This window comes from Shewanella sp. YLB-07, assembly GCF_009377275.1.
Window position 1 is genome coordinate 16,045 of record NZ_VOQB01000012.1, and the last position, 24,783, is coordinate 40,827.

At 46.1% G+C, this 24,783-nt stretch carries 29 protein-coding genes; 11 read left to right on the top strand and 18 right to left on the bottom strand.

What is annotated here, in order from left to right; all coding sequences use genetic code 11:
• Positions 1-25 precede the first annotated feature (25 nt).
• From FS373_RS22575 to FS373_RS22615, 9 genes are all read right to left on the bottom strand, one after another.
• Positions 26-478: a rod-binding protein gene (locus FS373_RS22575; RefSeq protein WP_077750685.1), complete on the bottom strand. Its 453-nt coding sequence runs from the start codon at positions 476-478 to the stop codon at positions 26-28.
• The gene (locus tag FS373_RS22580; RefSeq protein ID WP_265575351.1) at positions 478-1,518 is read right to left on the bottom strand and encodes a flagellar basal body P-ring protein FlgI; all 1,041 of its coding nucleotides are present in this window, start codon (positions 1,516-1,518) and stop codon (positions 478-480) included. Before FS373_RS22580 ends, FS373_RS22575 begins: the two co-directional genes overlap by 1 nt.
• A gap of 184 nt (positions 1,519-1,702) precedes the next feature.
• Positions 1,703-2,365, bottom strand: coding sequence for a flagellar basal body L-ring protein FlgH (flgH, locus tag FS373_RS22585; protein ID WP_077750687.1), 663 nt, complete (start codon positions 2,363-2,365; stop codon positions 1,703-1,705).
• Between the two features lie 34 nt (positions 2,366-2,399).
• Positions 2,400-3,185: a flagellar basal-body rod protein FlgG gene (gene flgG, locus FS373_RS22590; RefSeq protein WP_144044346.1), complete on the bottom strand. Its 786-nt coding sequence runs from the start codon at positions 3,183-3,185 to the stop codon at positions 2,400-2,402.
• Positions 3,186-3,226: 41 nt separating this feature from the next.
• On the bottom strand, positions 3,227-3,961 hold the full coding sequence (locus FS373_RS22595) for a flagellar basal body rod protein FlgF (protein ID WP_077750689.1): 735 nt from the start codon (positions 3,959-3,961) through the stop codon (positions 3,227-3,229).
• A gap of 11 nt (positions 3,962-3,972) precedes the next feature.
• Positions 3,973-5,181: a flagellar hook protein FlgE gene (flgE, locus tag FS373_RS22600; RefSeq protein WP_144044347.1), complete on the bottom strand. Its 1,209-nt coding sequence runs from the start codon at positions 5,179-5,181 to the stop codon at positions 3,973-3,975.
• A 57-nt stretch (positions 5,182-5,238) separates the two neighbouring features.
• Complete coding sequence (locus FS373_RS22605; protein WP_144044348.1) at positions 5,239-5,946, bottom strand: flagellar hook assembly protein FlgD; 708 nt, start codon at positions 5,944-5,946, stop codon at positions 5,239-5,241.
• A 1-nt stretch (position 5,947) separates the two neighbouring features.
• The gene (gene flgC / locus FS373_RS22610; RefSeq protein ID WP_144044349.1) at positions 5,948-6,367 is read right to left on the bottom strand and encodes a flagellar basal body rod protein FlgC; all 420 of its coding nucleotides are present in this window, start codon (positions 6,365-6,367) and stop codon (positions 5,948-5,950) included.
• Between the two features lie 11 nt (positions 6,368-6,378).
• Positions 6,379-6,729 (bottom strand): flagellar basal body rod protein FlgB, encoded by a 351-nt coding sequence (locus FS373_RS22615; RefSeq protein ID WP_077750693.1) that lies wholly within the window; start codon positions 6,727-6,729, stop codon positions 6,379-6,381.
• A 190-nt stretch (positions 6,730-6,919) separates the two neighbouring features.
• Between FS373_RS22615 and flgA the strand changes: the two genes are divergently transcribed.
• From flgA to FS373_RS22630, 3 genes are all read left to right on the top strand, one after another.
• A complete protein-coding gene (gene flgA, locus FS373_RS22620) occupies positions 6,920-7,564 on the top strand; it encodes a flagellar basal body P-ring formation chaperone FlgA (protein WP_227993158.1) in 645 nt (214 codons plus the stop codon).
• A gap of 122 nt (positions 7,565-7,686) precedes the next feature.
• On the top strand, positions 7,687-7,971 hold the full coding sequence (flgM, locus tag FS373_RS22625) for a flagellar biosynthesis anti-sigma factor FlgM (protein ID WP_152830679.1): 285 nt from the start codon (positions 7,687-7,689) through the stop codon (positions 7,969-7,971).
• A 14-nt stretch (positions 7,972-7,985) separates the two neighbouring features.
• The gene (locus tag FS373_RS22630; protein ID WP_144044352.1) at positions 7,986-8,432 is read left to right on the top strand and encodes a flagellar protein FlgN; all 447 of its coding nucleotides are present in this window, start codon (positions 7,986-7,988) and stop codon (positions 8,430-8,432) included.
• Between the two features lie 24 nt (positions 8,433-8,456).
• Here FS373_RS22630 and FS373_RS22635 read toward each other — a convergent pair whose 3' ends face one another.
• The 8 genes from FS373_RS22635 to FS373_RS22670 form a co-directional block, all read right to left on the bottom strand.
• Complete coding sequence (locus FS373_RS22635) at positions 8,457-8,873, bottom strand: flagellar FliJ family protein (RefSeq protein ID WP_144044353.1); 417 nt, start codon at positions 8,871-8,873, stop codon at positions 8,457-8,459.
• Positions 8,870-10,207 carry a flagellar protein export ATPase FliI gene (gene fliI / locus FS373_RS22640; protein WP_144044354.1) on the bottom strand — a complete coding sequence of 446 codons (1,338 nt, stop codon included), beginning with the start codon at positions 10,205-10,207 and terminating at the stop codon, positions 8,870-8,872. The genes FS373_RS22635 and fliI overlap by 4 nt, the downstream gene beginning before the upstream one ends.
• Positions 10,200-10,991, bottom strand: coding sequence for a flagellar assembly protein FliH (fliH, locus tag FS373_RS22645; protein ID WP_152830680.1), 792 nt, complete (start codon positions 10,989-10,991; stop codon positions 10,200-10,202). Before fliH ends, fliI begins: the two co-directional genes overlap by 8 nt.
• A 67-nt stretch (positions 10,992-11,058) precedes the next feature.
• Positions 11,059-12,045, bottom strand: a complete 987-nt coding sequence (locus FS373_RS22650) for a flagellar motor switch protein FliG (RefSeq protein WP_152830737.1) — start codon at positions 12,043-12,045, stop codon at positions 11,059-11,061.
• A gap of 86 nt (positions 12,046-12,131) precedes the next feature.
• A complete protein-coding gene (gene fliF / locus FS373_RS22655) occupies positions 12,132-13,844 on the bottom strand; it encodes a flagellar basal-body MS-ring/collar protein FliF (protein WP_152830681.1) in 1,713 nt (570 codons plus the stop codon).
• Positions 13,845-13,934: 90 nt separating this feature from the next.
• A complete protein-coding gene (fliE, locus tag FS373_RS22660; protein WP_077750702.1) occupies positions 13,935-14,273 on the bottom strand; it encodes a flagellar hook-basal body complex protein FliE in 339 nt (112 codons plus the stop codon).
• Between the two features lie 38 nt (positions 14,274-14,311).
• Positions 14,312-15,613 carry a sigma-54 interaction domain-containing protein gene (locus FS373_RS22665; protein ID WP_152830682.1) on the bottom strand — a complete coding sequence of 434 codons (1,302 nt, stop codon included), beginning with the start codon at positions 15,611-15,613 and terminating at the stop codon, positions 14,312-14,314.
• The gene (locus FS373_RS22670; protein ID WP_227993161.1) at positions 15,603-16,436 is read right to left on the bottom strand and encodes an OmpA family protein; all 834 of its coding nucleotides are present in this window, start codon (positions 16,434-16,436) and stop codon (positions 15,603-15,605) included. Before FS373_RS22670 ends, FS373_RS22665 begins: the two co-directional genes overlap by 11 nt.
• A 737-nt stretch (positions 16,437-17,173) precedes the next feature.
• On the opposite strand from FS373_RS22670, the gene FS373_RS22675 reads away from it, so the two are divergent.
• The 8 genes from FS373_RS22675 (at position 17,174) to flhA (ending at position 23,700) form a co-directional block, all read left to right on the top strand.
• Entirely contained in the window at positions 17,174-18,052 is an 879-nt protein-coding gene (locus FS373_RS22675) for a FliM/FliN family flagellar motor switch protein (RefSeq protein WP_144044359.1), read from the top strand.
• 79 nt (positions 18,053-18,131) lie between these two features.
• Entirely contained in the window at positions 18,132-18,488 is a 357-nt protein-coding gene (gene fliN / locus FS373_RS22680) for a flagellar motor switch protein FliN (RefSeq protein WP_077750706.1), read from the top strand.
• 1 nt (position 18,489) lies between these two features.
• A complete protein-coding gene (gene fliP, locus FS373_RS22685; protein WP_144048762.1) occupies positions 18,490-19,218 on the top strand; it encodes a flagellar type III secretion system pore protein FliP in 729 nt (242 codons plus the stop codon).
• 59 nt (positions 19,219-19,277) lie between these two features.
• Positions 19,278-19,421, top strand: a complete 144-nt coding sequence (locus FS373_RS31625) for a hypothetical protein (RefSeq protein ID WP_185976928.1) — start codon at positions 19,278-19,280, stop codon at positions 19,419-19,421.
• 4 nt (positions 19,422-19,425) lie between these two features.
• Positions 19,426-19,695, top strand: coding sequence for a flagellar biosynthetic protein FliQ (locus FS373_RS22690; RefSeq protein WP_077750707.1), 270 nt, complete (start codon positions 19,426-19,428; stop codon positions 19,693-19,695).
• A gap of 2 nt (positions 19,696-19,697) precedes the next feature.
• Positions 19,698-20,477 (top strand): flagellar biosynthetic protein FliR, encoded by a 780-nt coding sequence (gene fliR, locus FS373_RS22695; protein ID WP_077750708.1) that lies wholly within the window; start codon positions 19,698-19,700, stop codon positions 20,475-20,477.
• Positions 20,474-21,607, top strand: a complete 1,134-nt coding sequence (gene flhB / locus FS373_RS22700) for a flagellar biosynthesis protein FlhB (protein WP_144044361.1) — start codon at positions 20,474-20,476, stop codon at positions 21,605-21,607. Before fliR ends, flhB begins: the two co-directional genes overlap by 4 nt.
• Before the next feature lie 11 nt (positions 21,608-21,618).
• A complete protein-coding gene (gene flhA, locus FS373_RS22705) occupies positions 21,619-23,700 on the top strand; it encodes a flagellar biosynthesis protein FlhA (RefSeq protein ID WP_144044362.1) in 2,082 nt (693 codons plus the stop codon).
• Positions 23,701-23,785: 85 nt separating this feature from the next.
• Here flhA and FS373_RS22710 read toward each other — a convergent pair whose 3' ends face one another.
• A complete protein-coding gene (locus FS373_RS22710) occupies positions 23,786-24,781 on the bottom strand; it encodes an alpha/beta fold hydrolase (RefSeq protein WP_152830683.1) in 996 nt (331 codons plus the stop codon).
• Positions 24,782-24,783 lie beyond the last annotated feature (2 nt).

Consider the following 24,783-nt stretch of genomic DNA (forward strand, 5'->3'; position numbering starts at 1 on the left):
AGAAGTCAGCGAGTGTAAGGCATCTCTACTTATCGTTTGTATTGGTTAATTGAGGCACAATAAGTGCGGGTTGCATCGCCATTGTTGAGCCACTGTTCCCATTAAACTGAGCCGAGTTAGCCGCTTCACTTAATGGGGTCTCTTGTGTAGAGGCGACTGCTGTGGGTTGCGACTTAAGACCGACGCTTAATTGTTTTGTCATAACGCTGGCAAGGCCCGTGCTTTGCATCTGACTGAGGCGTCCTGCAAGTTCGGCGTCATGCCAATCTCGATACATGCCATCATTCTGCGAAGAGAGTGGACTATCACTGTCGGCCATTACGTCTGAGGCACTGCGCATCTGCTTAAGCACATTTTGTAAAAACTGAGCTTCGAATTGCTGGCTAACCAGCTCGAGAGCACCATGTTCACCATTGGCCTTGATCAAATCGCCTGCGTTGAGGTTGTTAAGGTAACTATGGGAGTTCTCTAACTTCATTATATAACCACCAGTTCAGCTTCCAGGGCGCCCGCTTCATCCAGTGCCTGAAGTATCGCCATTAGATCCATAGGGGAGGCCCCTAAACTGTTTACCGCCCTGACGACTTCCTCTAATGCTATGCCTTCAGGCCAGACAAACATGTGACCATCTCCGGTGCCTATATCGACCTTACTATCAGAAATGACGACAGTTTCACCTTGACCCTGGCCCCACATTGGTGCATTCGGCTGGCTAACATATTCCTGTTCTATGATAGATACTGTCAGATTACCATGGCTTACAGCGGCTTTTCTGACGACGACATCTCCACCCATGACCACAGTGCCGGTTCGACTATTGAAGACAACGCGAGGGGATTTTCGGCCTTGTTCTATCTGCAACTCTTCGAGCATCGACATAAAGGTGACACGTTCTCTATTTGATTGTGGTGCCCGGATCTTTACTTTAGCGCTACTGTCGGCCTGAGCTACATCCGGCCCAAATAGGGCGTTGACCTGGCGCTCTATATTGCGAGCGGTCATAAAACTTGGGGCTCTGAGATTAAGGACTATCTCCTCATTGTCATTGAAGTTACTCTCCATGGGGGCTTCCAACAGGGCACCATTGGGAATATTGCCGACAGTTGGCACATTGATAGTGACCGAAGTGCCGTTACGTCCTTGAGCTGATACGCCGCCTACTACTAAGTTACCCTGACCGACGGCGTAGATCTCACCATCGACCGCCCTTAACGGGGTCATCAAGAGTGTACCGCCACGTAGACTCTTAGCATCACCTATGGATGAGACTGTTATATCGATAGTCTGCCCCGGGCTGGCAAGTGGTGGCACTGTGGCATGAACCGCGACAGCCGCCACGTTCTTTAGCTTAGGGTCGATTCTGCCATCGACCTGTACGCCAAATTGTTTGAGCATGTTGACGATAGACTGGCTGGTAAATCGAACCTGAGTTCTGTCACCCGTGCCATCCAGGCCGACAACTAAACCATAACCAACAAGCTGGTTATCACGTATGCCTTGCACATCGACAATATCCATCAAGTATCGAGTCTGGCCTGTGGCTTGAACTGGCGTATGATTGATGGCAAATACGAGGATCACACTCGCAATAAATAGACTGATCTGTCTCATTGACTCACCCTTGTAGCAAGTGAAAGCTGTAAGCAAGATTCTTGCTTAGAAGTGTTCTGTATATCTTGTTTTGCATGGCTATTTTCTTGCTTCATAGGGGGAACCAGGGGCTATTAAAGTATCGTGCAGCCCATCCCATGGCGTTACTGTCGGCTATTGCACCTTGGCCGCCATAGATGATACGAGCATCGGCGATTCTCTGTGAGGATATGGTGTTATCGTTACCGATATCATCGGTGCGGATAAGTCCTAACAAACGCAGGTATTCATCTCCCTGATTTAGCCTCAACCACTTCTCGCCACGTATAAGTAAGGCGCCGTTGGGGAGCACTTTGGCGACAGTGACAGTGATAGAACCCGAGAGTTGGTTCTGTTGAGTGCTAGAACCTGAGCCTCTAAAGCCACGGGAAGCTGCGCCACTGCCACTTCCACTGAAGCTTTCACTGCCAGTAGAGGCCTGGCCGCCGAGAGACATATCTTGCTCTTTGTTTGCCTTAGTATCGGCACGCTTACTGGAGTAGGTTTTTTCATCCAGAGCGACGGTGAGAATATCTCCCTCTCTGAAGGCACGTTTATCTTTGAATAGGGTTAGCATATAACCATGTCTGTAAACACTGCCGTCTTTTGCGTCCGGTAGGCTATAGTCAATCTCTGGCGGTGCCCATTCAGGTTCTCCCGGCTTGGTTTCTGGCTCAGGGAAGTGAGAGATACATCCAGATAAAAGTAATAACATCCCTATCCATAAGTGGCGCATCTGTTGTCCTTATCTATCTAATTGAATAAAAGGCTTAAAGCGCCTGATTGAGGAACTTCAACATGTCATCTGAGGCGGATACCACCTTGGCATTCATCTCATAGGCACGTTGAGTCGAGATCATTTCAACCATCTCTTCAACCACGTTAACGTTGGAACCTTCAAGAGCCCCCTGGCGTAGCTGGCCGATGGCCTGATCGCCTGCTACCCCTTCAATTGCTGCTCCTGAGGCACTCGTTTCACGGTAAAGGTTATCGCCGCGAGACTCTAAGCCTGCTGGATTGGTGAAATTTGCCAAGGTGATCTGCCCTAGCTCCTGTGATTCTGCCTGACCCGAGATTTGTGCACTGACTACACCATCAGTGGCGATAGTGATGGTTTGTGCATCTTCAGGGATCTCGATATTGGGAACTAGAGGTAAGCCTTGTGAAGTCACCATCAAGCCGTCGCTGTTACGATAGAATTGGCCGTCTCGGGTAAATGACAATTCACCATTTGGTTCCTCTATCTGGAAGAAACCTTGACCTTCGATGGCAAGGTCAAGTTGCTGATTGGTGGTTAGCAGGTCGCCAGTGGTAAATACCTTCTGGGTGCCTGCTACTCGAGTACCAGTTCCAAGCTGCAGGCCTGAAGGTAGCTCGTTCAGTTCATCGACCTGACCGCCTGGCTGACGCTGTGTCTGATAGAAGAGATCGTTGAATGCCACACGATCACGCTTAAATCCTGTGGTATTTACGTTTGCCAGGTTGTTGGCTATGGTGGTCATCTTGATGTCTTGAGCCGTGAGGCCGGTTTTACTTACCCATAACGAGGATTGCATTTTTATTCCTTAATTCTTTAACTGATAAATGTGCCTATCTCTTAGGCGTTACGGATCAACCTGTTACCTGCTTCGGCTAACTTTTCTGCGGTCTTCATTAGTTTGACCTGAACTTCAAACTGGCGACTGAGATCCATTGAAGCGATGAGTTCATTGACCGCATTGACGTTACTGGCTTCTAAGAAGCCACTGTCTACTCGTACTTCTTCACTGGCTGGTAGGATGTTACCGTCACGGCTGTAAAACATGCCGTCCAGTCCTTTATCAACGGCATTCAGTTCAGGCTTGACCAACTTGAGTAGACCCACCTCTTCGATGATGCCACCTTCGGCTGCAACTACGCTGATCCTGCCATCATCACCGATAAAGAGTTGTCGATATTCGGGTAGAACTATGGGGCCATCGATGCCTGCCACAGGCCGACCATCTATGGTGAGTTGACCATTGGTATCGGGAACCAGATTGCCGGAGCGGGTGTAAGCTTCGCCTTGTTCCGTCATCACGGTAAACAAGCCTTGATCACGAATGGCAAGGTCTAAGGTTCTGCCTGTGGGGTTCATCGCACCAGCTTGTTGGCTAAAGCCACTACTCTCGGTTTGCGCCATCACCCGTGTGTGCAGACTGTTTCCCGTAGGAGCGAGTACCTTGGCATTGACGCGCTCAAGGTCGGCCTTAAATCCAGTGGTTTCGGCGTTGGCTAAGTTATTGGCACGTATGGTTTGTGCTTCCATAACCCTAGCCGCACCCGTTGCCGCCGTGTATAGCATCTTATCCATGGTCAGATCCTTTAAATGGCATTAAGCAGTGATTGTTGCATGCTGGCATTGGTCTGTAGAACTTTGGCATTTGATTGATAGTTGCGCTGGGCTGTCATCAGGTTAACCATCTCTGCCGTTTGATCGACATTAGAGCCTTCGAGGTAGCCGCCGAAAACACCACCGAAGGTCCCTGTTCCCGGAGTGCCTATCATGGGCTGGCCTGCGGCATTAGTGGCGGTCCAGGCGTTTTGGCTGGCCGGTGTAAGGCCGTTAGGATTGTTGAATGATGCCAATACCACCTGGCCTTGGGTTTGCTCCTGTCCATTGGTATAAGTGCCAAAAAGTATGCCGTCTTCATCGATGCGTATGCCGTTAAGGTCGCCCGAAGTATAGCCATTTTGTGTCAGGCTGGAGTTGTTGTAATCAGAGGCGTATTGGGTGCTCTTGTCATAGCTAAGTGCGAGACTCAGGGCTGATGCGCCGCCGACAATATCCGGGTCGGCAATATTAAGAGTCAGGCTGTCACCGGCTATCAGGTTACCGTCAGAATCAAACTCCAAAGAGTGACCACCCGGTGGAGTGACTTCTTCACCGTCCATCATGTAGTGAACCTGCCATTGGTTATCGCCGGTTTTGACATAATATTGGGTCAAAGCATGTTCTTTACCTAAAGAGTCATAAGCCGTGACAGTACCCGATGAGTGGTAAGTCGAGGCATCATCAGCATCGAATGGATTTGCCGTTTGATCAATTTTTTCGACTCGGGCATCTAAATTAGAGACCTGACCTATGTTGGTGGTCGCTTTTGCCGCGAGTGACCCCGAGTGAACCTGTAGATCACTCACATTACCCGTCTGTAGCTGACCATTAGCACCCACTGTATAGCCTTGAACCCGGTTACCGGCAGGATCGACCACATAACCGTCTGCATCTTGGTTGAACATACCCGCTCTGGAGTAGAGCGTAGTACCATCAGTGGCTGACAACATAAAGAAGCCATTGCCTTCGATGCCCATATCCAGCTCGCGACCCGTATAGGCTAAGCCACCGCCCATGGAGAAGTTCTGGCTGGTGGACATGACGTTGACACCACCTGGTTGACCGCCGTTATAAATGGCTGAAAACTCGCTGCGACCACCTCTGAAACCAACGGTTGATGAGTTGGCGATATTGTTACTTATGGTATTAAGATCTTGGGTGGTTGCTTGCAATCCACTCAGTGCAATATTAAATGACATTCGGTTTATCCTTGAATTAATCGTTATTGTGCTTTTTAATCTTTAGCTAACGTAATGTTATGAAACTTCAGATATATCCAATACTGATACTGTGCCTAAGCCATTACCAAGCTCAGCCATCATCACGCCGGATGCACTGACGAAGTGGACTTTTTCTATGGGAGCCTTGATGAAAGTATCGGCGGTGAGGGTATCTTCGCCATCGGTAGCCTTAGCTTTGATGGCATATTCGCCTGGAGGTAGGTCTAATTTGTCAGGATCTATGGTGAAAGCGATGTCACCGGTTTCCTGTGAACCTAAATCGATAGTGGCGACCACTTCACCATCTTCATCGGTGATCTCTAGCGTTAGCTCTTCAGTGGTATTTTCAAGATAGATCTTGCCATCAATCGCGTCTGTATCGATCTCAAACTCAGAGGCCGGGACCATGGCACTTTTACCAATCAACTGCGCCGATTGCACTATGCCTAGGTTCTCCATCATGATCATGCTCATCGCCTGATTGGCTCGCATCATCTCCAGACTTTCTACTTGAGATATTTGCGCCATCTGGGTGACAAATTCATTATTATCTACGGGGCTAGTCGGATCCTGATTTTGAATAGAGGCGAGCATCAAGGTTAAAAAATCATTTTTGATTGTTGCTGCATTACCATCTGACGAGCTAGTGCTGGTCGATTGTGTGGCTCCACCTGAGGATGCCTTTATCTCCGGATTGTTACCCTGCTTGGTTTCATTTTGATTTGAAACAGTATTGATACTCATCTTAATTGCTTCCTAATTGCAGCAGACCCTGTTGCATAGAGCGGGCACGGTTCATCACTTCTACATTGGTTTCGAAAGATCGACTCGCAGCCATCATGTCGGCCATTTCATCGATTGTGTTCACATTCGAATAAGCCACATAACCTTGCTCATCAGCGTAGGGATGGTTTGGCTCATAACGCATATCCAATGGTGCATCGGCTTCGACAATGGCAGAGACTTCCACATGGGCACCGGAAAGTTGCCCTTCCTGGGTTTGTTTGTAGATGGTTGAGAACACGGGCTTGAGTGCTCTGAATGCTGTTTCCGGTGTTTCAGCGGCGGCACCTGCGTTTGCTAGATTACTCGCGACTGTGTTGAGACGTATTGTTTGAGCGTGCATGCCTGCACCTGCAATATCGTAGATCTCTCCAAAAGACATAGTTACAGCTCCTACTGACCTTCGATGGCGGACTTAAGCCCGGAAATTTTCATGTTGAGAAATGTGAGACTGGTTTGGTAGTCCATCGCATTTCGCGAGTATCTAGCCTGCTCTTTACCTAGCTCAACGGTATTTTGATCCCCGGATGTCTGATAGGGCACTCGATAGGCTGCTTGATAACTTCTATCGTGGCCCATACCCGCATTGATCTGAGTCATTACTGTTTTGAAGTCGAGATCTCTGGCCTTGTAGCCAGGGGTCTCTGCGTTGGCTAGATTACCTGCCAGCATCTTGCTACGCTCGACGCGAAAATCGAGTGTTTGTGGGTGTATGCCAAGTGCGGCATCGAGGTTGATAGCCATCGCGACTCCTAGTAGTGTATGTTCGGTTTATTTCTTGTTGTTGCTACGTTACAAATTACGTGCCAATTATTTTTATTGAGGTTTTTTAATGGCTTGCAGTTATTTTTATAAATGGAACGGAACTCTTCTTTCCTGTTTGTTTATCTTGTTGTCGTCTCTGCTTCCGCTATCTTTGTCACAGGGAAGTGTCTTGTCGGTCAATGAACAGATCGAGGCTGAATTTACTCAGCTGATTGCCAGGGAGCTTAAGCAGTGGCAGAAGCAGACTGGAGTGAAGAGTCTGCATCATGAAGTTGCTATTAGGGTGCCTTCCGGAGCGGCAAATTTAGAGGTTTGTTCTGACGCTTTGACGATAGATGGAGCTACTGGGCTTGCTTTTGGCAACATTCAGAGACGTATTGAATGTCATCCCCAAGGTTGGTCTATGTTTGTACGTGCCAATGTCAAGGTAAGGGTTTCGATCCCTGTTGCTAACCGAGCAATGAAGCGGGGTGAATTGGTGAGTAGGAGTGATCTGGATTGGCAGTCGATCACTCTCCGTTCCTCTGACAGAAATCTAGCGACTCGAATCGATGAGATCGTTGGTCGGCAGGTGATCCGAGGCCTGCGTCGTCACAAGGCGATACAAGTTCAGAGTCTCAGTGCACCACAGTGGGTAAATATTGGGGATAAGGTCATTATCGAGGCTCGAAGCGATGGTTTCTACGCCAACATGCAGGGGGAAGCTTTGGAGTCTGGTGGAGAGGGGCAGGCGATTAGGGTCAAAAACTTAAGTTCTGGCAAGGTCATCACCGCTTATCCAACCGCCAAAGGCCGGGTGGCGACGCAGTTTTAATATTCAATGCTATAGCGGCTATAAAATCTGCCTTATTTATGAGTATTTGCTTCTTGTTTTTTTAGTCTAGATGCTTTTGGGTCGCTTTAAGGGAGTAACGACCATTACTTTCGGTGAAACAGATGGAAATTCAAAAGATAAACAGTGCTATCAGCACTGAAATTAGTACTAAGAAGGATCAGGCACAGCCCCTTGTAAAGCAAGATAACCCAGAGAAATCGATACAAGCTGAACATAAAGTTGTCAGTGATGATTGGCAATTACTGACAGGCTCTCAATCGGAACTTGAGCTACTTGAAGACGTTGATCAGGCAAGAATTGATGAAATTCGTCAATCACTAAAATCGGGGACATTTAAGCTAGATCTGGATGCGATCTCTGAGGCTATGTTGCAGCAGCACGGTTAAAGCGGGTCCTGTTTATGAGTTCTAAAAGAGAGATACTTCAAACACTTGTTCGTGGCATTCGACAGGATATCGAAGGCTATAAGCAGTTAAAGAGCTTGCTCAATCGGCAACGTGAGCTAATGCAGCGAAGAGATAATGATGGCCTTAGGCATCATAATCAGCATCAGACTCGGCTCTGTGATGAGCTGATGGTTAAAGCTAAAAAACGCAGTGATGCATTAAATCAGTTAGGCTTCAGTGAAGATGCTAACGGTATGAAGAAGCTGATCGATAAGCTACCTAAACAAAGTTCACTGCAGGTTAACTTGCTATGGGAGAATTTGTTAGCGCTCGTCAAAGAAAGCCAGCAGACCAATGAAGCGAATGGTAAATTATTGGTGTCTCAGCAGACTGTGATCAATAACCTGCTGAGTCGTGATACCGAGAAAAATGTCGATTACGGTGCTAGTAAGGGATTATAGGAAGCGTTAGCTTAATTATTCCTGCTATCCCTGGTTTTGATATCTCGATGAGAGATCATCTAACTGCTTTTGTTCCTGAGCATCGATAGCTTTACGTTGCTCCGATTTACGTTGCTCATAGAGCCAAGATAATCCCTTTTGGCGTCCGAGTTGCCTTCGCCATAGTCCATCCATTCGTTGATGTTCCCGTTGTAGCAGCACCTCTTGCTTATCGAGTTTGCTCTGTAAAGGCTTCAACGTGGAGAGCAAATTAGCATTATTTTGCAGTAACAGAGGATTAACTCTATGGCTGCTACTGCCATGATATTCATTGAGCATGTTATCGATAGCCTGACGCTGCTTGTGATTCTCTGTAACCCTAGTTTGGGCATCGGCTCTTTGGTTACCCAGTCGGCCGAGCTTTTTTTCTTCTTGCTGACAGAGTATTAATAGTTGCTTCATTGGTCCGCCTTAATAAGGTTGATGAGTTGCTCGAGTTCATTCAGGCTCTGAGTCAATTCAGACTTTTGCTCTATCTCTTGCTGTAGAAACTCAGCCATTTTGGGGTAAGCGCTAACGGCCAGATCCATTTGAGTGTCATGTCCTGCCTGATAACCGCCTAGAGGAAGTAATTCTCTGACGTCGTTATAGCGGCTATTGAGTTGCTTAAAGGTATGTCCCCAACTGATCACTTGCCTGGTGCTAACTTGTTTAGCTAAGCGACTCACCGAGCTGGCAATATCGATGGCGGGGAAGTGACCCTGTTCGGCCAGCTTTCGGCTCAGTACAATATGGCCATCTAAGATAGCCCGAGCAGAGTCGGCGATAGGATCTTGTTGATCATCACCTTCGGTTAATACAGTGTAGAAGGCTGTTAACGTACCAGTAGGGTGTTTGCCATTACCGGCAAGCTCCACAAGGCTTGGAAGCTGAGCAAATGCCGAAGGTGGGTAGCCTTTAGTGGCTGGTGGCTCTCCAAGGCTGAGTGCTATCTCACGTTGTGCCTGGGCAAAGCGAGTCAATGAGTCAACCAGTAGTAGTACCTGTTTTCCTTGATCCCGAAAGGCGGCCGCTATGTGGTGGCTAAGACGCATGCCTCTTAAGCGCATTAACGGGGTTGTATCGGCTGGAGCGGCAATCACAACCGCTCGGCGACGGCCCTCTTCACCCAGAGATTCTTCGATAAACTCCCTGACTTCACGACCGCGTTCGCCGATTAGGGCTACCACGACTACGTCGGCTTCGGTGAAGCGTGTCATCATGCCAAGCAATACGCTCTTACCTACGCCAGAACCCGCAAAAAGGCCTAAACGCTGGCCGCGTCCTATGGGAAGCAGGGCATTGATGGCACGAATACCCACATCTAAAGGCTCTCGAATCGGCTTACGTTGCAGTGGATTAATAGTGCGATTTGATGGCGTAACTGTTTGGGTATTATTGAGCTTGCCGAGATGATCTAAAGGCTGACCTAAACCATCGATCACACGACCTAATAAGGCACTTCCAACCGGGATTTGAGCTTGTTCTGCTACAGGCATCACCCGTGAACCCGGCATTAGGCCTGATGTGTGTTCGATGGGCATCAAGCAAAGCGTTTCTTTGTTAAATCCCACGACTTCAGCTTCTACCAAGCGTCCATCACGGCACTCAATATTACACCTGTCTCCCATGCCTAATTGGCAGCCAACGGCTTCTAATAACAGACCGTTGACTCGTGTTAGGCGGCCATATACTTGTGCTACCGGAATAGTTGGCCAGTCGAGGATCTCGGCGCTATTGGGTTGGGTATTAAGCATTCTCAAGCTCAATTTCAGGCATGTTTTCCGTTGAGGCTAACCCTTGTGATTGCTGGCTATCACTGGAATTAGTATCAGATATGTAAAGTTTAGCCTCTACCTGATCCATGCAGGCATTTAGGCGAGTTTCAACTGATGCGTCAGCATCTGACTTGTCACTGACAATACGGCAGCCTCCGGGGGAAATACCTGTGTCTTCAACCAGAGTCCAATCTTGAATCTTGTCTGCTGCCAGTTCTCGTAAGCGTTCGACTGCAGTTGGTTCCAGATGAATTTTTATCTCGGAGCGAGTATCGGGTAGCGAGGCAACCGTTTCTTCGACCAGAGATAATATCTGCTGTGGCTGCAGTGTAAGTTCACAACGAATGACCTGCTGTGCTACACGGCGTACCAAATCTAATATAAGCTGCTGTTGAGCATTTACCTGACTGAGGTGCCCATCTTCCAATAAAGACTTGAGTGCACCAAGAGGAGCAAGAAGACTGTTGAATTGGTCATCTATGGCCTCTTTTCCTTTCAGTTGGCCTTCTATTCGTCCCTGGCTAAAGCCATTCGCGTGGCCGCTTCGACGTCCCTCCTCGGAACCCGATTCGAATCCCTCCTGATGACCCTTAGACAGGCCATCATCGTAGCCTTTATCAAAGGCGGCTTGGTAATCCTGCCATCCAGGCTCACCATTGTTCTTTACTGTTTGATCGGGTATTAGAGGGCTAAACCTGTGGCGCCTAGCGAGATCACTTTTCAAGCGCCATTTAGGGTCAACACTTTTTTGTATAGATTTCATTATTCAACCACCTGTTCTTCGAAGTGCTGGGGCTCTATGATTGTGAGGTTATTGCTAGTTATTTTCATCACTCTACGACTTGCTCTTCGAACAACTGCAACTCAATTTCACCGTCATCCATCATCTGTTTAGCCAGTTCCATGATTTCTTTACGAGCTGTAATTGCTTGGCTAAGAGGTACAGCGCCGATAGCATCAACTTGTGTCTCAATTGCCGATGACATACGTTTCGGTAGGGCATCCAGTAGTGTGGTTTTAAGCTCAGTCTCTATGCCTTTGAGTGCAAGAGCTAGCATTTCTGGTGGAACAATTGCCATGATCTCCTGCAACGTCTCAGGCTTTTGTCGGCCAAGAATGATGAAGTCGAACATGTTATCGGCCACATTACTGGCTAACTGTCTGTCATGAAGTTTGATCATCTCCATCAACTGCTCCCGATCGCCTTCATAGCGATTGAGGATATCGGCAACCTGGCGGATACCGGCGACTTGAGTGTGGCTTTTCTCCATAGCGATTAACATACAGCGCTCGACCAGTTGTCTGAGTTCATCGACGACATCTCTATCTAATTCGCCCAATTTAGCGATACGAACCAGAACCTCATCTTGACCAGCTTCAGGCAAGCTAAGTAACACTTGGGCTGCGCTTTCAGGTGGTAATAGCCCGAGTAGTACGGCCTGAAGTTGGCTGTGTTCATTAGTGATCTCTCTGGCGAGTAGCTGAGGATCTACCCATTCGAGACGCTTAACTAATGTCTTAATCTCGTCACCATAGATACTATCGATCAAACTTTTTGCTACCCGATCACCGAGTGCAAGATCTAATGTTTTTTGTAGATATGATCGAGAAGCACGGGCGATGCCGGATTGCTCCTGATAACGCATAAAGAAGCGACCCAATACTGCCTCGGCTTCTTGCTGAGTGATACTCGATAGACGCGCCATTTTATGACTTAAGTGTTGAACATCATGTCTGTCTAGGTGCGCCATTACTTGAGCGGCACCTTTCTCACCCATACTCAGCAGCAACATGGCAGCCTGCCCCAGATTGTCCATTTTTATTCCAAGTTCACTCTTGTTCACAGTCTCTATCCTGTCAGTTAATCTGTTATTACACCAAGCTATCGATCTCTGGTTTGCTGCTATTTCTCGTTCTCGTTGTCGCCGATCCAATGGGCTATCACTTCTGCGACTCGCGCCGGTTCCTGATTCGCGAGTAAGCTAAGGTGTTCCATCTTCACCGTTAGCGGAGATTCTGGTGGTGGTAAACCTTGATTGCTGATCCAGTCACTGTTTGACATGTCTCTATCCAGTCCCATCAACTGATCGGCTAGGGCTTGAGAGTCACTAGCTTGTTCCTTATTCGCTAGCTGACTATGAGATGGTGAGTCTAACTCTGGGATACTTGTGGCATCATCTTGCTGAGTCTTAGGTTCGGCTGTTCGAGTTAGGTGAGACACAAGTGGTCTCAATACAAACAGAATTAATCCAAAGCCGAGTATGCCGCCGATAAAGTATCTTAGATAGGCTTGATAGCCTTCGGTTTGCCACCAAGGCACAGGCTCAAATACTGCTATTTGTACCGGGGCAAAGTCGAAGCTATTGATACTGAACTGATCGCCTCTCATCGCTGTAAAACCAATGGCGTCTTGCACCATAGCCCCAAGCTGAGAAAGCTGAGCCTCACTCCAGCCATTTTCGCCGGCGGCTTGGGTATTCAATAAAACAGAGACTGAGAGGTTTTCTAGCTGCATCTGTTGAAAACGCGTGTGTCTGACCGAGCGGCCAACTTCAAATTGGCGACTCTCTTGTTGGTTTAGGTTGCGGCGACCGTTGTCGTCACCCTCGGCATTAGCCGTGGGGGCTTGATTACTCAAGGCTCCTGGAATTCCCATGGCCATGCTTGAATTGGTCTCGTTTGAGCTCTGCTTTTCTTGTGAGACTACTGTTTGTGGATCCAGAGATTCTCGGGTTTCTTCGACTTGATTAAAGTTAACTTTAGCCGAAATTTGAATTTGAAAATTGTCCTGACCCAGTACAGGAGTAAGCATGCTTGATGCGCGGCTGATAAGACTCTGTTCCAGCTCTTGGGTATATTTAAGCTGCCTGTCTCTTGCCTGAGTGATGTCTTGATTCATGGCAAGACCTGAACTGAGGTGGTTGCCTTCTTGATCGATAATCTGTACACGCTCAGGTGTCATACCTGTGACACTTGCTGCGACTAAGCTAGCTATTGCTTCTATCTGGTTAGGTTGGATATTACTACCAGCATAAAGGTCTAACATCACAGAGGCTGACGGTAGTTCAGGCTGCTGACGGATGAACAGGGTGCGCTTAGGAATGGCTAGGTGTACCCGGGTCGTCCGAACCGGTTTGAGTGCCATAATTGTTCTGGATAGTTCGCCTTCAAGACTATGGCGATACTTAGCTTGCTCCATAAATTGGCTGGTGCCTATGCTTGAATTATCCAATGACTCCATGCCAGATGGTACTCTTGCTTTCACGCCTCTGGCTGCTAGCACCATACGTGCCTTTCCTAGCTTATCTTCCTGTACTAAGACGAGTCCGGTGTTTGCCTCTAGTCGATATTTTATGCCTTCAGCTTCGAGCACTTCGATAATTTCAGAGGTTTCAACTTGCTCCTGATGGCCATAGAGTGGACGATATCCTTGACTGGCAGTCCAAAGAAGTAGCACGATCACACAAGCAACAACACTGGCAAGTATTGCCAGAATCAGTACTTGCTTGTCGCCGTTGTTAAACTGTTGCCATTTACTTCTTGCCGTCGAGAGTAAGTCACTCTTCTCTGACACATCTGTAATAGCGGGGCTCGGTTGAGCTAAAGTTGTAGACATTGTTTAATCCTTACAAAAAATCGCATAGGCTTGCGGCTTTTCTAAAACTGATAAACGGGTTGATTCATTATGAATTGATCAACTTAGACGTTAGAGGGGCATTTTCATTACTTCATCAAAGGCCTGAACTAATCGATTTCGGATCTGGATCATGGTTGAAAACGAAAGACTTGCCTTTTGAGATGCGACCATAGCGCCGACTAAGTCATCACTTTCGCCACTATCGACCGCCCTCATTAAGGCTGATGATGCATTTTGATCTGTATTTACTGCCGCGACCTTACTCTCCATTAACTCGGTGAAGGAGGGGGCTTGTATGCCTAAATCTCTCGGGTTTTGAGGGATTTTTATGGCTCCTTTAGCCATCTCAGTGTGAATACTTAGAGTATTCATCATAGATTGAGGACTGATAATGGTTGAGTTTTGCATCTGTATTTCCTATCTAAAACAAATTTATGAACTGATATTTAGGCTGCTTTACCTAGGGCTAGATCTATATCTATGCCCTCTTCTCGCATTTGCGCTAGCTTGTATCTCAAGGCTCGGGTCGTCATACCTAGAGAGTCGGCACTCTGAATTCTGTGACCATTAAACTTTCTGAGGGTGTCCAGAATGTACTGAAACTCAGCTTGGCGTTTAGAGGCTTTTAACCCTTGCTTACTCTGCTCTTTTTGTCCGCAGTTGAGGGGGGAGTCTGTTTCAATACCGAGTTCTGCAGCTTGAAGTGCCTGACCTCTTCTCATGACTAATGCTCGTTGAATGGTGTTCTCCAACTCCCTCACATTTCCAGGCCAGTTATGAGAAGTGAGGCGTTGCTTAGCTGGTTCGCTGAAATAACACTGTTGATCACCTGCAAGGTGCTTGTACCTTTGTAAAAAATGCGCAGCTAACGGAAGAATGTCTGCGCGCCTGTCTCTTAATGGCGTAATTTTTAAGGGCAAAACATCGAGTCGATAAAACAAATCTTCTCTGAAACTGCCTGATTTAACCGCTTTTTTCAGATTTTTATTGGTTGAGGCAATGACTCGGATATTTAGCTTAATCGACTTATGCCCCCCCAGTCGCTCGACCTCCCTTTCTTGCAATACTCTAAGAAGCTTGGCTTGTAGCACTGCTGGCATTTCTCCAATCTCATCGAGTAACAGGGTACCGCCATTGGCCAGTTCAAACTTGCCAGGTTGATCGCAAGTGGCTCCGGTAAAAGCTCCCTTGTTATGACCGAAAAGAATCGACTCTAAGATGCTCTCAGGAATTGCAGCACAATTGACTGCGATAAAAGGTTTATCGGCTCGGGCAGAGTGGCGGTGAATATAGCGGGCTAGTGGCTCTTTGCCTGTGCCACTCTCTCCTGTGAGTAACACAGTCGCTTCAGTTGTCGCTGCTCTGTGGGCTAACATCATGAGTTGACGACTCACAGGTGATGCGACTATCAGTTCTGAGTCCAGCTGTTCAAGGCGTCTTAATCTCTGTGCAAGTGCACAAACTTGTGCAATTTCCAGAGGAAGTAATAAGTAGTCTTGAACGCCATACTGCATTGCTGTGGTTGCAAGCTCTGTCTGTTCAGGATCGAGTAGTGCCACCTGATTTCTAGCAGGATGTTGAGCTAGCTTTATGATGGCTTCTTCTGTTGTACAGTTTGAAATATTTATCATAGACAGCCAGAGGGATTTATCATCCGGTTGCCAAAGGTCGAAACCTTGATATTTCAACTGCGACAGTTCACTCGTTGATAAAGAGGTATCTACGAGCCTTATTTGATTAAGAACCATATTCAACTCCAGCAGTTCTTTTTGTCGCGATCTTGTTGGGGCGTTTTATTAAACGGATCATTACGCGGCGATTAGCATCCCTGCCATCCTGGGTCTTGTTAGATACTTTTGGTTCCCTGGCACCGTGATGCCTGGCTTGGATTAATCTTTTTGGCAAGCCTAGCTCCACTAACCTAGCTGAAATCTCATCGGCTCTCTCTTTACTTAGCACTAAATTTGCTAAGTGCTCTCCGTTATTATCTGCATGGGCATCGACTAACACTTGGGTGATAGAGCTGTCAGCTTTCACATATTGAGTGATCGCGTCGAGATCTGTTTCGTGAGCCATTGTGATTTGGCTCGAACCTGGACTGAAAAACAGCTCGACACTACGAACATAAGAGAAAGGCTTAGGTAAAAGTTGATGGCGACAAAGTCTAAATTGGTTGGCAACTTGGCCAGTGTTTACCGGACTGCTGCTGACCAAATATGACGCTGTTTCACTGCCGTCGATAATGGCCTGCCAGGCAAAGCCCTGTTCGAGAGCCTCTAGAAAAGGGTTGATACTGGTATTACTGGTGGCCTTATTGCCTTGCCATATTAATTGTGTTTCACCAAGTGCTGTGTGGCTTTTTTTCCAGGTGGGTGGGGTGATCTTAATTGAGCTTTGGGTTTGGTTGAGTGTCAGCCAGTCAGCCGTTAACTCTAATCTGAGTGTCTCACCTGGAAGCGCTTCCATCTTCATACTACCGAAGCCAGTTATTTTATGCTCTATCTGGCAGCTAAACTGGTCACCATTAAACGTCCATATGGCTTGTTCAAATGGTGTTTGGTAGCGAGTCATATTAGCTGCTGCTGGATTAGAAAGGCTTGTACTAATAAACAGCGAAAAGATTAATATATGAGCTGATGCTTTCAATGTTTTATTTCTCATTTGTTTTTAGAATATAAAACTACAAAGTAACTAACTGTATAAATATTATCTTTACAGTGGGTAGTTTATTGTCAGGCTTGTTTTCGGAGTGTAATTAAACATTAATCAATGAATATGTAAAATGTTTTTTCATTAATTTATTTGTTTTGTGAGAATAAGCTAGTTGAACTAATTTAATTCAGCTATTATCTTTTTCTGAATTAGAAATGGTATTAGAATATATCCACTGGTTGATGCTTTAATACGCTATTTATTACTGTTTTGATAAATCATGATACAAGTGTGTACCATTCGAATGTCATCTATCTATCTGTTTTTGTTGCTCTTTTGCTATCCATTTTACTGGTTGTATTAACTTTAAAAATAAATTAAAAATTAAATGAAAAACAATTAAAGTTATTGGTATTTTGTGTCGACTTAATAGGTTATTTTATTTTACACATCGGTTGTTACTTATATTAAGTTGGTGTTCATGTATTTGAGGTTGTTAATTGCAAAGGTTTAAATAGCGCCATAAACATGTCGATAGTCATTTTTTGGTTGCGTCATTAATATGGCAGTAGTCATTTTATTTGTTTGTTTGTCATATTAATTAATTAATAGACTTACTTAATTACTTAATTACTTAATTACTTGGTTGGATTTAAATGAAAACAACAGCGAAAGCAAGTTTACTGAAGTTGAGTCAGTGTGAGAAAGTAAGGCCAGTGGCTTTAATCCAAGAAAAGCTTGCTAGAAGTCGGTTACTGGTTCAGGTTGAGTCGTGCCAACGTTTAGTGCTAGATGCAGCAAATGGTGTGTTAAATCCAATTATCCGCCAAGGTCATCATGGGTTAACCAATATATCTTTGACCGATGATCAGCCGATAGAGCCAGAAGGAAAACATGCATGGTTTCGTCTTAGTTACCATAGATCCCTACTTGCCTGGTGGCGCATCGACAGATGCACGTTAGATCAACTTGCAAGTGCATATTATGGCAGTACTTCTAGTCCGTTGAAATCTCCTTTAAGATCACCTAGTCAGTCTGAGTTTAGGCTGGCCAGAAAGCTCATGCTTGCGGCACTGAAAATGCTACCCACTGTTGAGCTAGATGAAGAGGCTTTAGAGCTTGAGCTAGTTGCTAATAACACACCTATTCAAGCGCCAGTAAATTGGGCGCTTAAGTTTCCTGAAGAGTATATGGCACCTCCTATGCTGTTCTGTATGACTGAACATTTGCTAGGCTTGATGTCTGAGCAACCCAGCCAATATCAAGCCACTTCCGATCTGTCAGAAAAGCTAGCGTATCGACTAAAACAGATCCCTTTAAGAGTGCTACTTGAGCTAGGGCGACAAAATACTCCGGTGATTTCCCTTAGTGGTCTCAAACCTGGAGACATTTTGCCTATGAAACTTCATTCCAGATGTCCTGTAACCGTAGGGAAAAGACCGCTTTTTTACGCTGCGATTCATACCCATGAAGGCCAAATGGTTGCCAAGTTAACCCAAGATATATTTCAGCAAGATGATATGAAAACTGTTTAATTTCATTGTGATGCAATGATTTATTTGAATGTATGTGAATTTTTTAAGCTATTGAATAATAAATTTTTAGGAGCTAACTGTGTCAGAACAAACCTTGCTACAAGATGAAGACTTTCTACTTGATGATAATTTATTCGCTGATGAGGACGTTGAGCAGGAGGCCGTTAAAGCTAAGCCTGTAAAAGATATCTCATTTTTTCAGCAGTTACCTGTCCAAGTCACGCTGGAGTTGGCCAGCGCTGAGATGTCATTAGGTGAATTAACTCGTATGGGAGAGGGGGACGTTGTAGCACTGGATCGTATGGTTGGTGAGCCGTTAGATATTCGTGTTAACGGTGCGCTACTAGGGCGGGGCGAAGTCGTTGAGGTTAATGGGCGCTATGGTGTGAGATTGCTAGAGGTAGAGGCGATCAGTCTAACCGGAGCGAATGACTGATATGTGTCGAGTCCTGCTGCTCATCTTATTTCTGTTTGCCCCTAATGTGTTTGCCAATGAAGGTTTAACCTTATTTACGGTCAATGATGGTGATCAATCTCAGTCTGTGAACATCAAGCTTGAGATATTGGCATTAATGACAGTGCTGAGTTTTCTGCCTGTACTGCTGATGATGATGACCAGTTTTACCCGAATCATAGTCGTATTAGCTATTTTACGTCAGGCGTTAGGCTTGCAGCAGAGTCCCCCTAATAAGGTACTTCTAGGGATCACTCTGGTGTTGACCATATTTATTATGAGGCCTGTAGGGCAAGATATTTATGATCAAGCTTATTTACCCTATGACCAGGGCACGATTGAGCTCACTGAGGCTGTTTCTATTGGTGAAGGGCCCCTCAGGAAATTTATGCTGGCTCAAACCAGGGAGACAGATCTTGAGCAGATGTTGAAAATAGCCGATGAGCCAGTGACCTTGACCGCCGATGAGGTGCCTTTCTTTGTGCTGATGCCGGCATTTGTATTGAGTGAGCTAAAAACGGCATTTCAAATAGGTTTTTTACTCTTTCTTCCTTTTTTGGTGATCGATCTCGTCGTGGCCAGTGTCTTGATGTCTATGGGAATGATGATGTTATCGCCGTTAATTATCTCCTTGCCATTTAAGTTGATGGTTTTTGTGCTGGTTGATGGTTGGTCTATGACAGTCGGTACCTTAGTGGCGAGCTTTGGTTAGTGCTGTCACTGGCAGAACCAAAGATTATTTGAGCTAGTTATTAACCTAATTAGGTGAACATGATGGAAGTTTTACGAGAGATAGAAAAAGAGTTGAGCCTAGGTGACATGATCTATTTTCTGTTGTGTCTTGGGGTTTGTGGAATTGTCTTGTTCAATGGCTGGGAGTCATTACTTAGCATGTTAGCATCGGGTCTAAGGTAGATTTATGGACGTAAATGAGCTGACTTCGATGTTCGCCGATGCCATATTTCTTGTGGTTTCTATGGTGGGTGTACTCGTCGTGCCTAGTCTGCTAGTTGGCCTATTAATCGCTGTTTTTCAAGCGGCAACTCAGGTGAATGAGCAGACGTTAAGTTTTCTTCCCAGACTGGTTCTCACCTTGTTGATGGTGCTGTTTTCGGGCCCCTGGCTTTTACAACAGATCTCCGATCTCTTCAATCGTCTGTTTATGACGATCCCCCATATTATTGGGTAACTATGCTCTCACTTACTTCAGTTCAAATCAGTGCATTTATAGGAACATTCTGGTGGCCATTCTGTCGAATAATGGGTGCCTTTATTGTAATGCCATTCTTGAGTAGTAGTTATATCCCGCCTATGGTGAGAGTACTATTGGCTGTGCTTATCTCTGCCTTGTTATCACCTATGTTACCGCCTGTGCCTGCTGTGGATGCTATTTCTATTGGAGCACTATTTCTTGCCATAGAGCAGCTGTTAATTGGTTTCATGTTAGCGCTATTTACGTATATTTTGATCCATGTAATGACTCTGTTTGGTGCCATGATGTCGATGCAGATGGGCTTGGCAATGGCGATTATGAATGATCCTGCAAATGGCAGCTCAAATCCTATATTAAGCCAATGGTTTCTCCTCTATGGCACCTTGTTATTTCTAGCCCTAGATGGTCATTTAGTTGCAATTGGTATTATCGTCGATAGCTTTAGATTGTGGCCAATCGGCACTGGTATTTTTGATTTGCCCTTGATGGGATTAGTTGGCCGGTTCGCCTGGTTATTCGCGTCGGCATTTATGTTAGCAATTCCCGCAATACTGGCCATGTTGATGGTTAACCTCACCTTTGGTGTATTGAGCCGCGCCGCACCATCTTTGAACGTTTTCGCTCTCGGTTTCCCTATGTCCATGTTGATGGGCCTGTTATGTGTGTTCTTCTCGTTTAGTGGCCTGCCTAGTCGATACAGTGATCTTTGTCTGGAAGCTTTATCTGCCATGTATCAGTTCATCGGGGGGATCACATGAGTAAAAAAGATACCGGGCAGAGTAAAACCGAGAAGGCGACACCGCAGAAGTTAAAGAAAGCCAGAGAGGAGGGCCAAGTTCCGCGCTCTAAAGATCTGGCCTCTACGGCGCTTATTATCGGCTGTTCTATGATGTTATTTCTGAGTGCCGATTGGTTTGCTGCTCGTGTTGCTCAATTGGCGCAGTTTAATATGTCTATCACTAAAGAGGAGTTAGATCGCCCCGGTATGATGCTAGAGCACCTTGGTACGACTCTGGTAGAGATGCTCAATATTCTTGGCCCCTTGTTCATTATGGTGGCGATTATTGCCATGGTTGCAGGTGCTATGCCTGGTGGACCGGTATTTAGCTTTAAGAATGCTCAGTTTAAGTACAGTCGTATCGATCCCATTGCCGGTATTGGCCGTATGTGTTCAGTGAAATCTCTGGTTGAGTTGGTTAAATCTATTCTCAAGATCACCCTGCTTATTGGCATCATGTTTATTTTCTTAGAAAATAATTTACAAGTATTACTCACCTATAACCAACTTCCTATCGACGAAGCGGTGAGTAAGGGCATCAATATGCTGGCGCTTGGGATCTTGTATTTGGGTCTTGGCCTGCTGGTTATCACGTTTATCGATGTGCCATATCAATATTGGCATCATCATAATGAGCTTAAGATGTCGAGGCAGGATGTTAAGGATGAGCAAAAACAACAGGATGGGAAACCTGAGGTCAAGGCTAAAATCCGTCAATTACAGCAACGCATGGGGCGAGCTAGAGCAGAAATTGCTATCCCACAGTCCGATGTCTTGTTGGTTAATCCGACACATTATGCCGTTGCACTCAAATATGATGTTGAAAAGGCCGATGCACCTTATGTATTGACCAAGGGAACAGATGAAGTCGCCCTCTATATGCGACAAATTGCCAAGCAGCATGATATTGAGGTGATCGAGCTGCCACCACTTACCCGTGCTATCTACTATTCGACGAAAGTTGAGCAACAGATCCCCGCCGCACTTTTTATCGCTATAGCCCATGTATTGAGTTATGTATTGCAGATAAAAGTGGCCAGAGATGGTAAGAAGAAACGCCCGGATCCACTACCAAACTTTTTTATTCCGAAACACTTAAGACACGATTAAAGGTACTTTCCATGAATTGGTTATCTCGAACATTTGCTGGAAATCGTAGCTATATAGGTATACCTATCATGCTACTGACTATTCTTGCTATGGTGATCCTTCCGCTGCCGCCCTGGTTGTTGGATATTCTCTTTACTTTCAACATTGTCCTGTCTGTGATGGTCTTGTTGGTTGCGGTATCAATAAGGCGGCCGTTGGAGTTCTCTGTTTTTCCGACAGTCTTGCTGCTTGCTACCTTGATGAGACTGACATTGAATGTCGCTTCCACTCGAGTCGTGCTGATTGAGGGGCATCAAGGGGGAGACGCTGCAGGTAGAGTGATCCAGGCCTTCGGTGAAGTGGTCATTGATGGCAATTATGTGGTCGGTGCGGTGATTTTCTTAATCTTGATGATCATAAACTTTGTGGTGATCACTAAAGGTGGTGAGCGCATCTCTGAGGTATCAGCTCGGTTTACCTTAGATGCGTTACCCGGTAAGCAAATGGCTATTGATGCCGATCTTAATGCTGGGGTGTTAAGCCAAGATCAGGCGAGGCTTCGTCGCCAGGAAGTTACCAGAGAGGCAGATTTTTATGGCTCTATGGATGGTGCTTCTAAGTTTGTTCGTGGTGATGCTATTGCCGGAATACTGATCTTAGTTATCAATATTTTGGGTGGTATTGCCATCGGTATGTTTATGCATGACTTAAGTGCAGGTGATGCCTTTAAGACTTATGCCTTGTTGGCGATTGGTGATGGACTGGTCGCTCAGATCCCATCTTTGTTGCTCGCTACCGCCGCTGCGATAATCGTGACTCGAGTCTCAGATGCTGAAGAGATGCCAGCTCAGTTGACCAAGCAGTTACTGGCTAACCCTAAGACCTTAGCCACAGCATCTGTGATCATGGTCATTTTTGGTATTGTGCCTGGCATGCCTGCCTTGGTGTTTCTCCCATTTGCTGCTGTTTTAGGTTTTTCCGCCTGGAAGCTGAGCCAGCGAGTAGAAGTTAGGCCTGAAGAAAAGATTGAAGAGAAACTTGAAAAGAGTCTATCAGAGCCATCACTGCCAAGCTGGGAAGCATTGCCTTTTACGGATCTCATTGAGGTGAGACTTGGTTATCGTTTGGTACACCTTGTCGAGCGCAGTAAGGGTGCCGAGTTGCAGAAACGCTTAACAGGCATTCGGCGAACCTTGTCCGAGCAAGCTGGATTCTTGTTATCTGAGGTGCGTGTTCGGGATAATTTAGCCTTGGCACCTAATGCTTATCAAATTAATTTAATGGGTAATCCGGTGATCACCGCTGAATTAGAGCCCGAAAAGTTGATGGCGATCAAAAGTGGGCCTGTCTTTGGAGATATCGATGGCATCATCACTAAAGAGCCCGCTTATCAGATGGATGCCTTGTGGATTGAACCTGATTCTAAGGCGAAAGCCCTGAATTTAGGTTATTCGGTTGTCGATAACGCAACCGTGATTGCGACCCATGTGAGTAAACTTATCCGTGAATCTTTGCCGGAGATGTTACAGCACGATGATGTGATGGCATTGAGTGATCGCTTAGCTAAGCAATCACCTAAACTGGCGGAATCACTCTCTACGGCTTTGACGCCGATCTTACAGTTGAAGGTGTATAGACTTTTGCTCAAGGAGCAAGTGTCACTCAAAGATATTCGCACCATAGCCACGACTTTGCTCGATTGCAGCGAGGAGAGTAAGGATCCTGTGCTACTCGCTGCCGACGTACGTTGTGCGCTTCGTAGCAGTATATTACACACCATTGCTGGTACTTCGCAGCAGTTGAACGTCTTGACCCTAGCGCCAGAACTGGAACAAACCTTGCTCACAGCGCTTAATCAATCACAGCAGCAAGGTAAGGTTTCTTTAGACAGTTTTCCAGTGGAGCCTCAGTTGCTTGCTCAGCTACAGCAGAAGATGCCCCAGCTGCTGGCCCAGGCAAAAGAGCAAGGTCACAGCCCTATGTTGCTTGTCTCGCCACAGCTAAGGCCTATATTAGCCCGTTATGCGTTGGCTTTTGCCCGAGGTTTACATGTTCTGTCATATAACGAGATCCCCGAGAGTCGTGAGCTGCTAGTTGCAGGCCAGTTGGGCTAGTTCTGACAACAAATATGCTGGATACGTCCAGTTAGAAGAAAGGGAGCCAGACTCCCTTTTTAATGCTGATTGTTAGTGTTTGATTTTAGCCTGTGTGGTGTGAGGATAAGAACTTAAGCAGTTCTTCTATGGCAAAGTTACGGCTTTCATCTTGTTCCATAAAAATCTCGTGACGGGCATCGGGAATATTGATCAGTTCGCATAAACCACCTACAGCATGGTACTGGGCGAAATTATCGACAACCGTGTCTTCATCAGCCTGAAGAATCAAAATTGGCGTCTTAGTTTCTTTGGCTGCTTTTACCGTTCTGGCACCTGCGTCGATAGATTCGACTAGCCAATGGTTTGTTGGCGAGCCAAGTTGTAGCTCAGGACGTTGCTGATAAAGCTTACGGTAATCTTCATAACGCGGCTGGCTCTTAGTCAGATCATTCTTGGCGAACTCATCGCCGTGGTAGTCTTTACCGCCGATAATATAGTTAGGCTCTTCACCCTGTTTAGTGTCTAACAGGCTTGCCAGCCAACGGATAAAGCGTTTGCTTATGGGAAGTTTTATGCCGTACATGGGGGCTGAGAAAACGGCGGCGGTGAAGGTGTCAGGATACTTGTCAATATACAGAGTGCCGATGGCCCCTCCCATGGAGTGACCCACCAGAAAAAGGTCTTGATACTGTTTAGGCGTCACCACAGTGTCGATAAAGAAAGCAAAATCATCGACGTAAGTACTAAATTTATCGATATGACCGTGATGCGGATTACTTGTGGTACGAGTCGATAGGCCCTGGCCGCGATGATCCAGTGCGAAAATACTGTAGCCTTGATTATAGAGGTCGAAGATAAGTTCTTTATATTTAAGATAAGACTCGATTCGGCCATTGCTGATCACTATGGCTCGCACACTGTTCGGGTGTTCAATATACATGTAGGCGAGAGAAATATTGTCATCAGTTTTTATTTCTGATTCTGTCACTCTGCCCCAAAATACCTGCTGCTCATGGGTATTAAGCATCTGCTCAGATGAGAGCGGCTTAGCTTGAAGGTTAACTTGATCATTCATTTGTGATTCGACGGCTATCGACATGA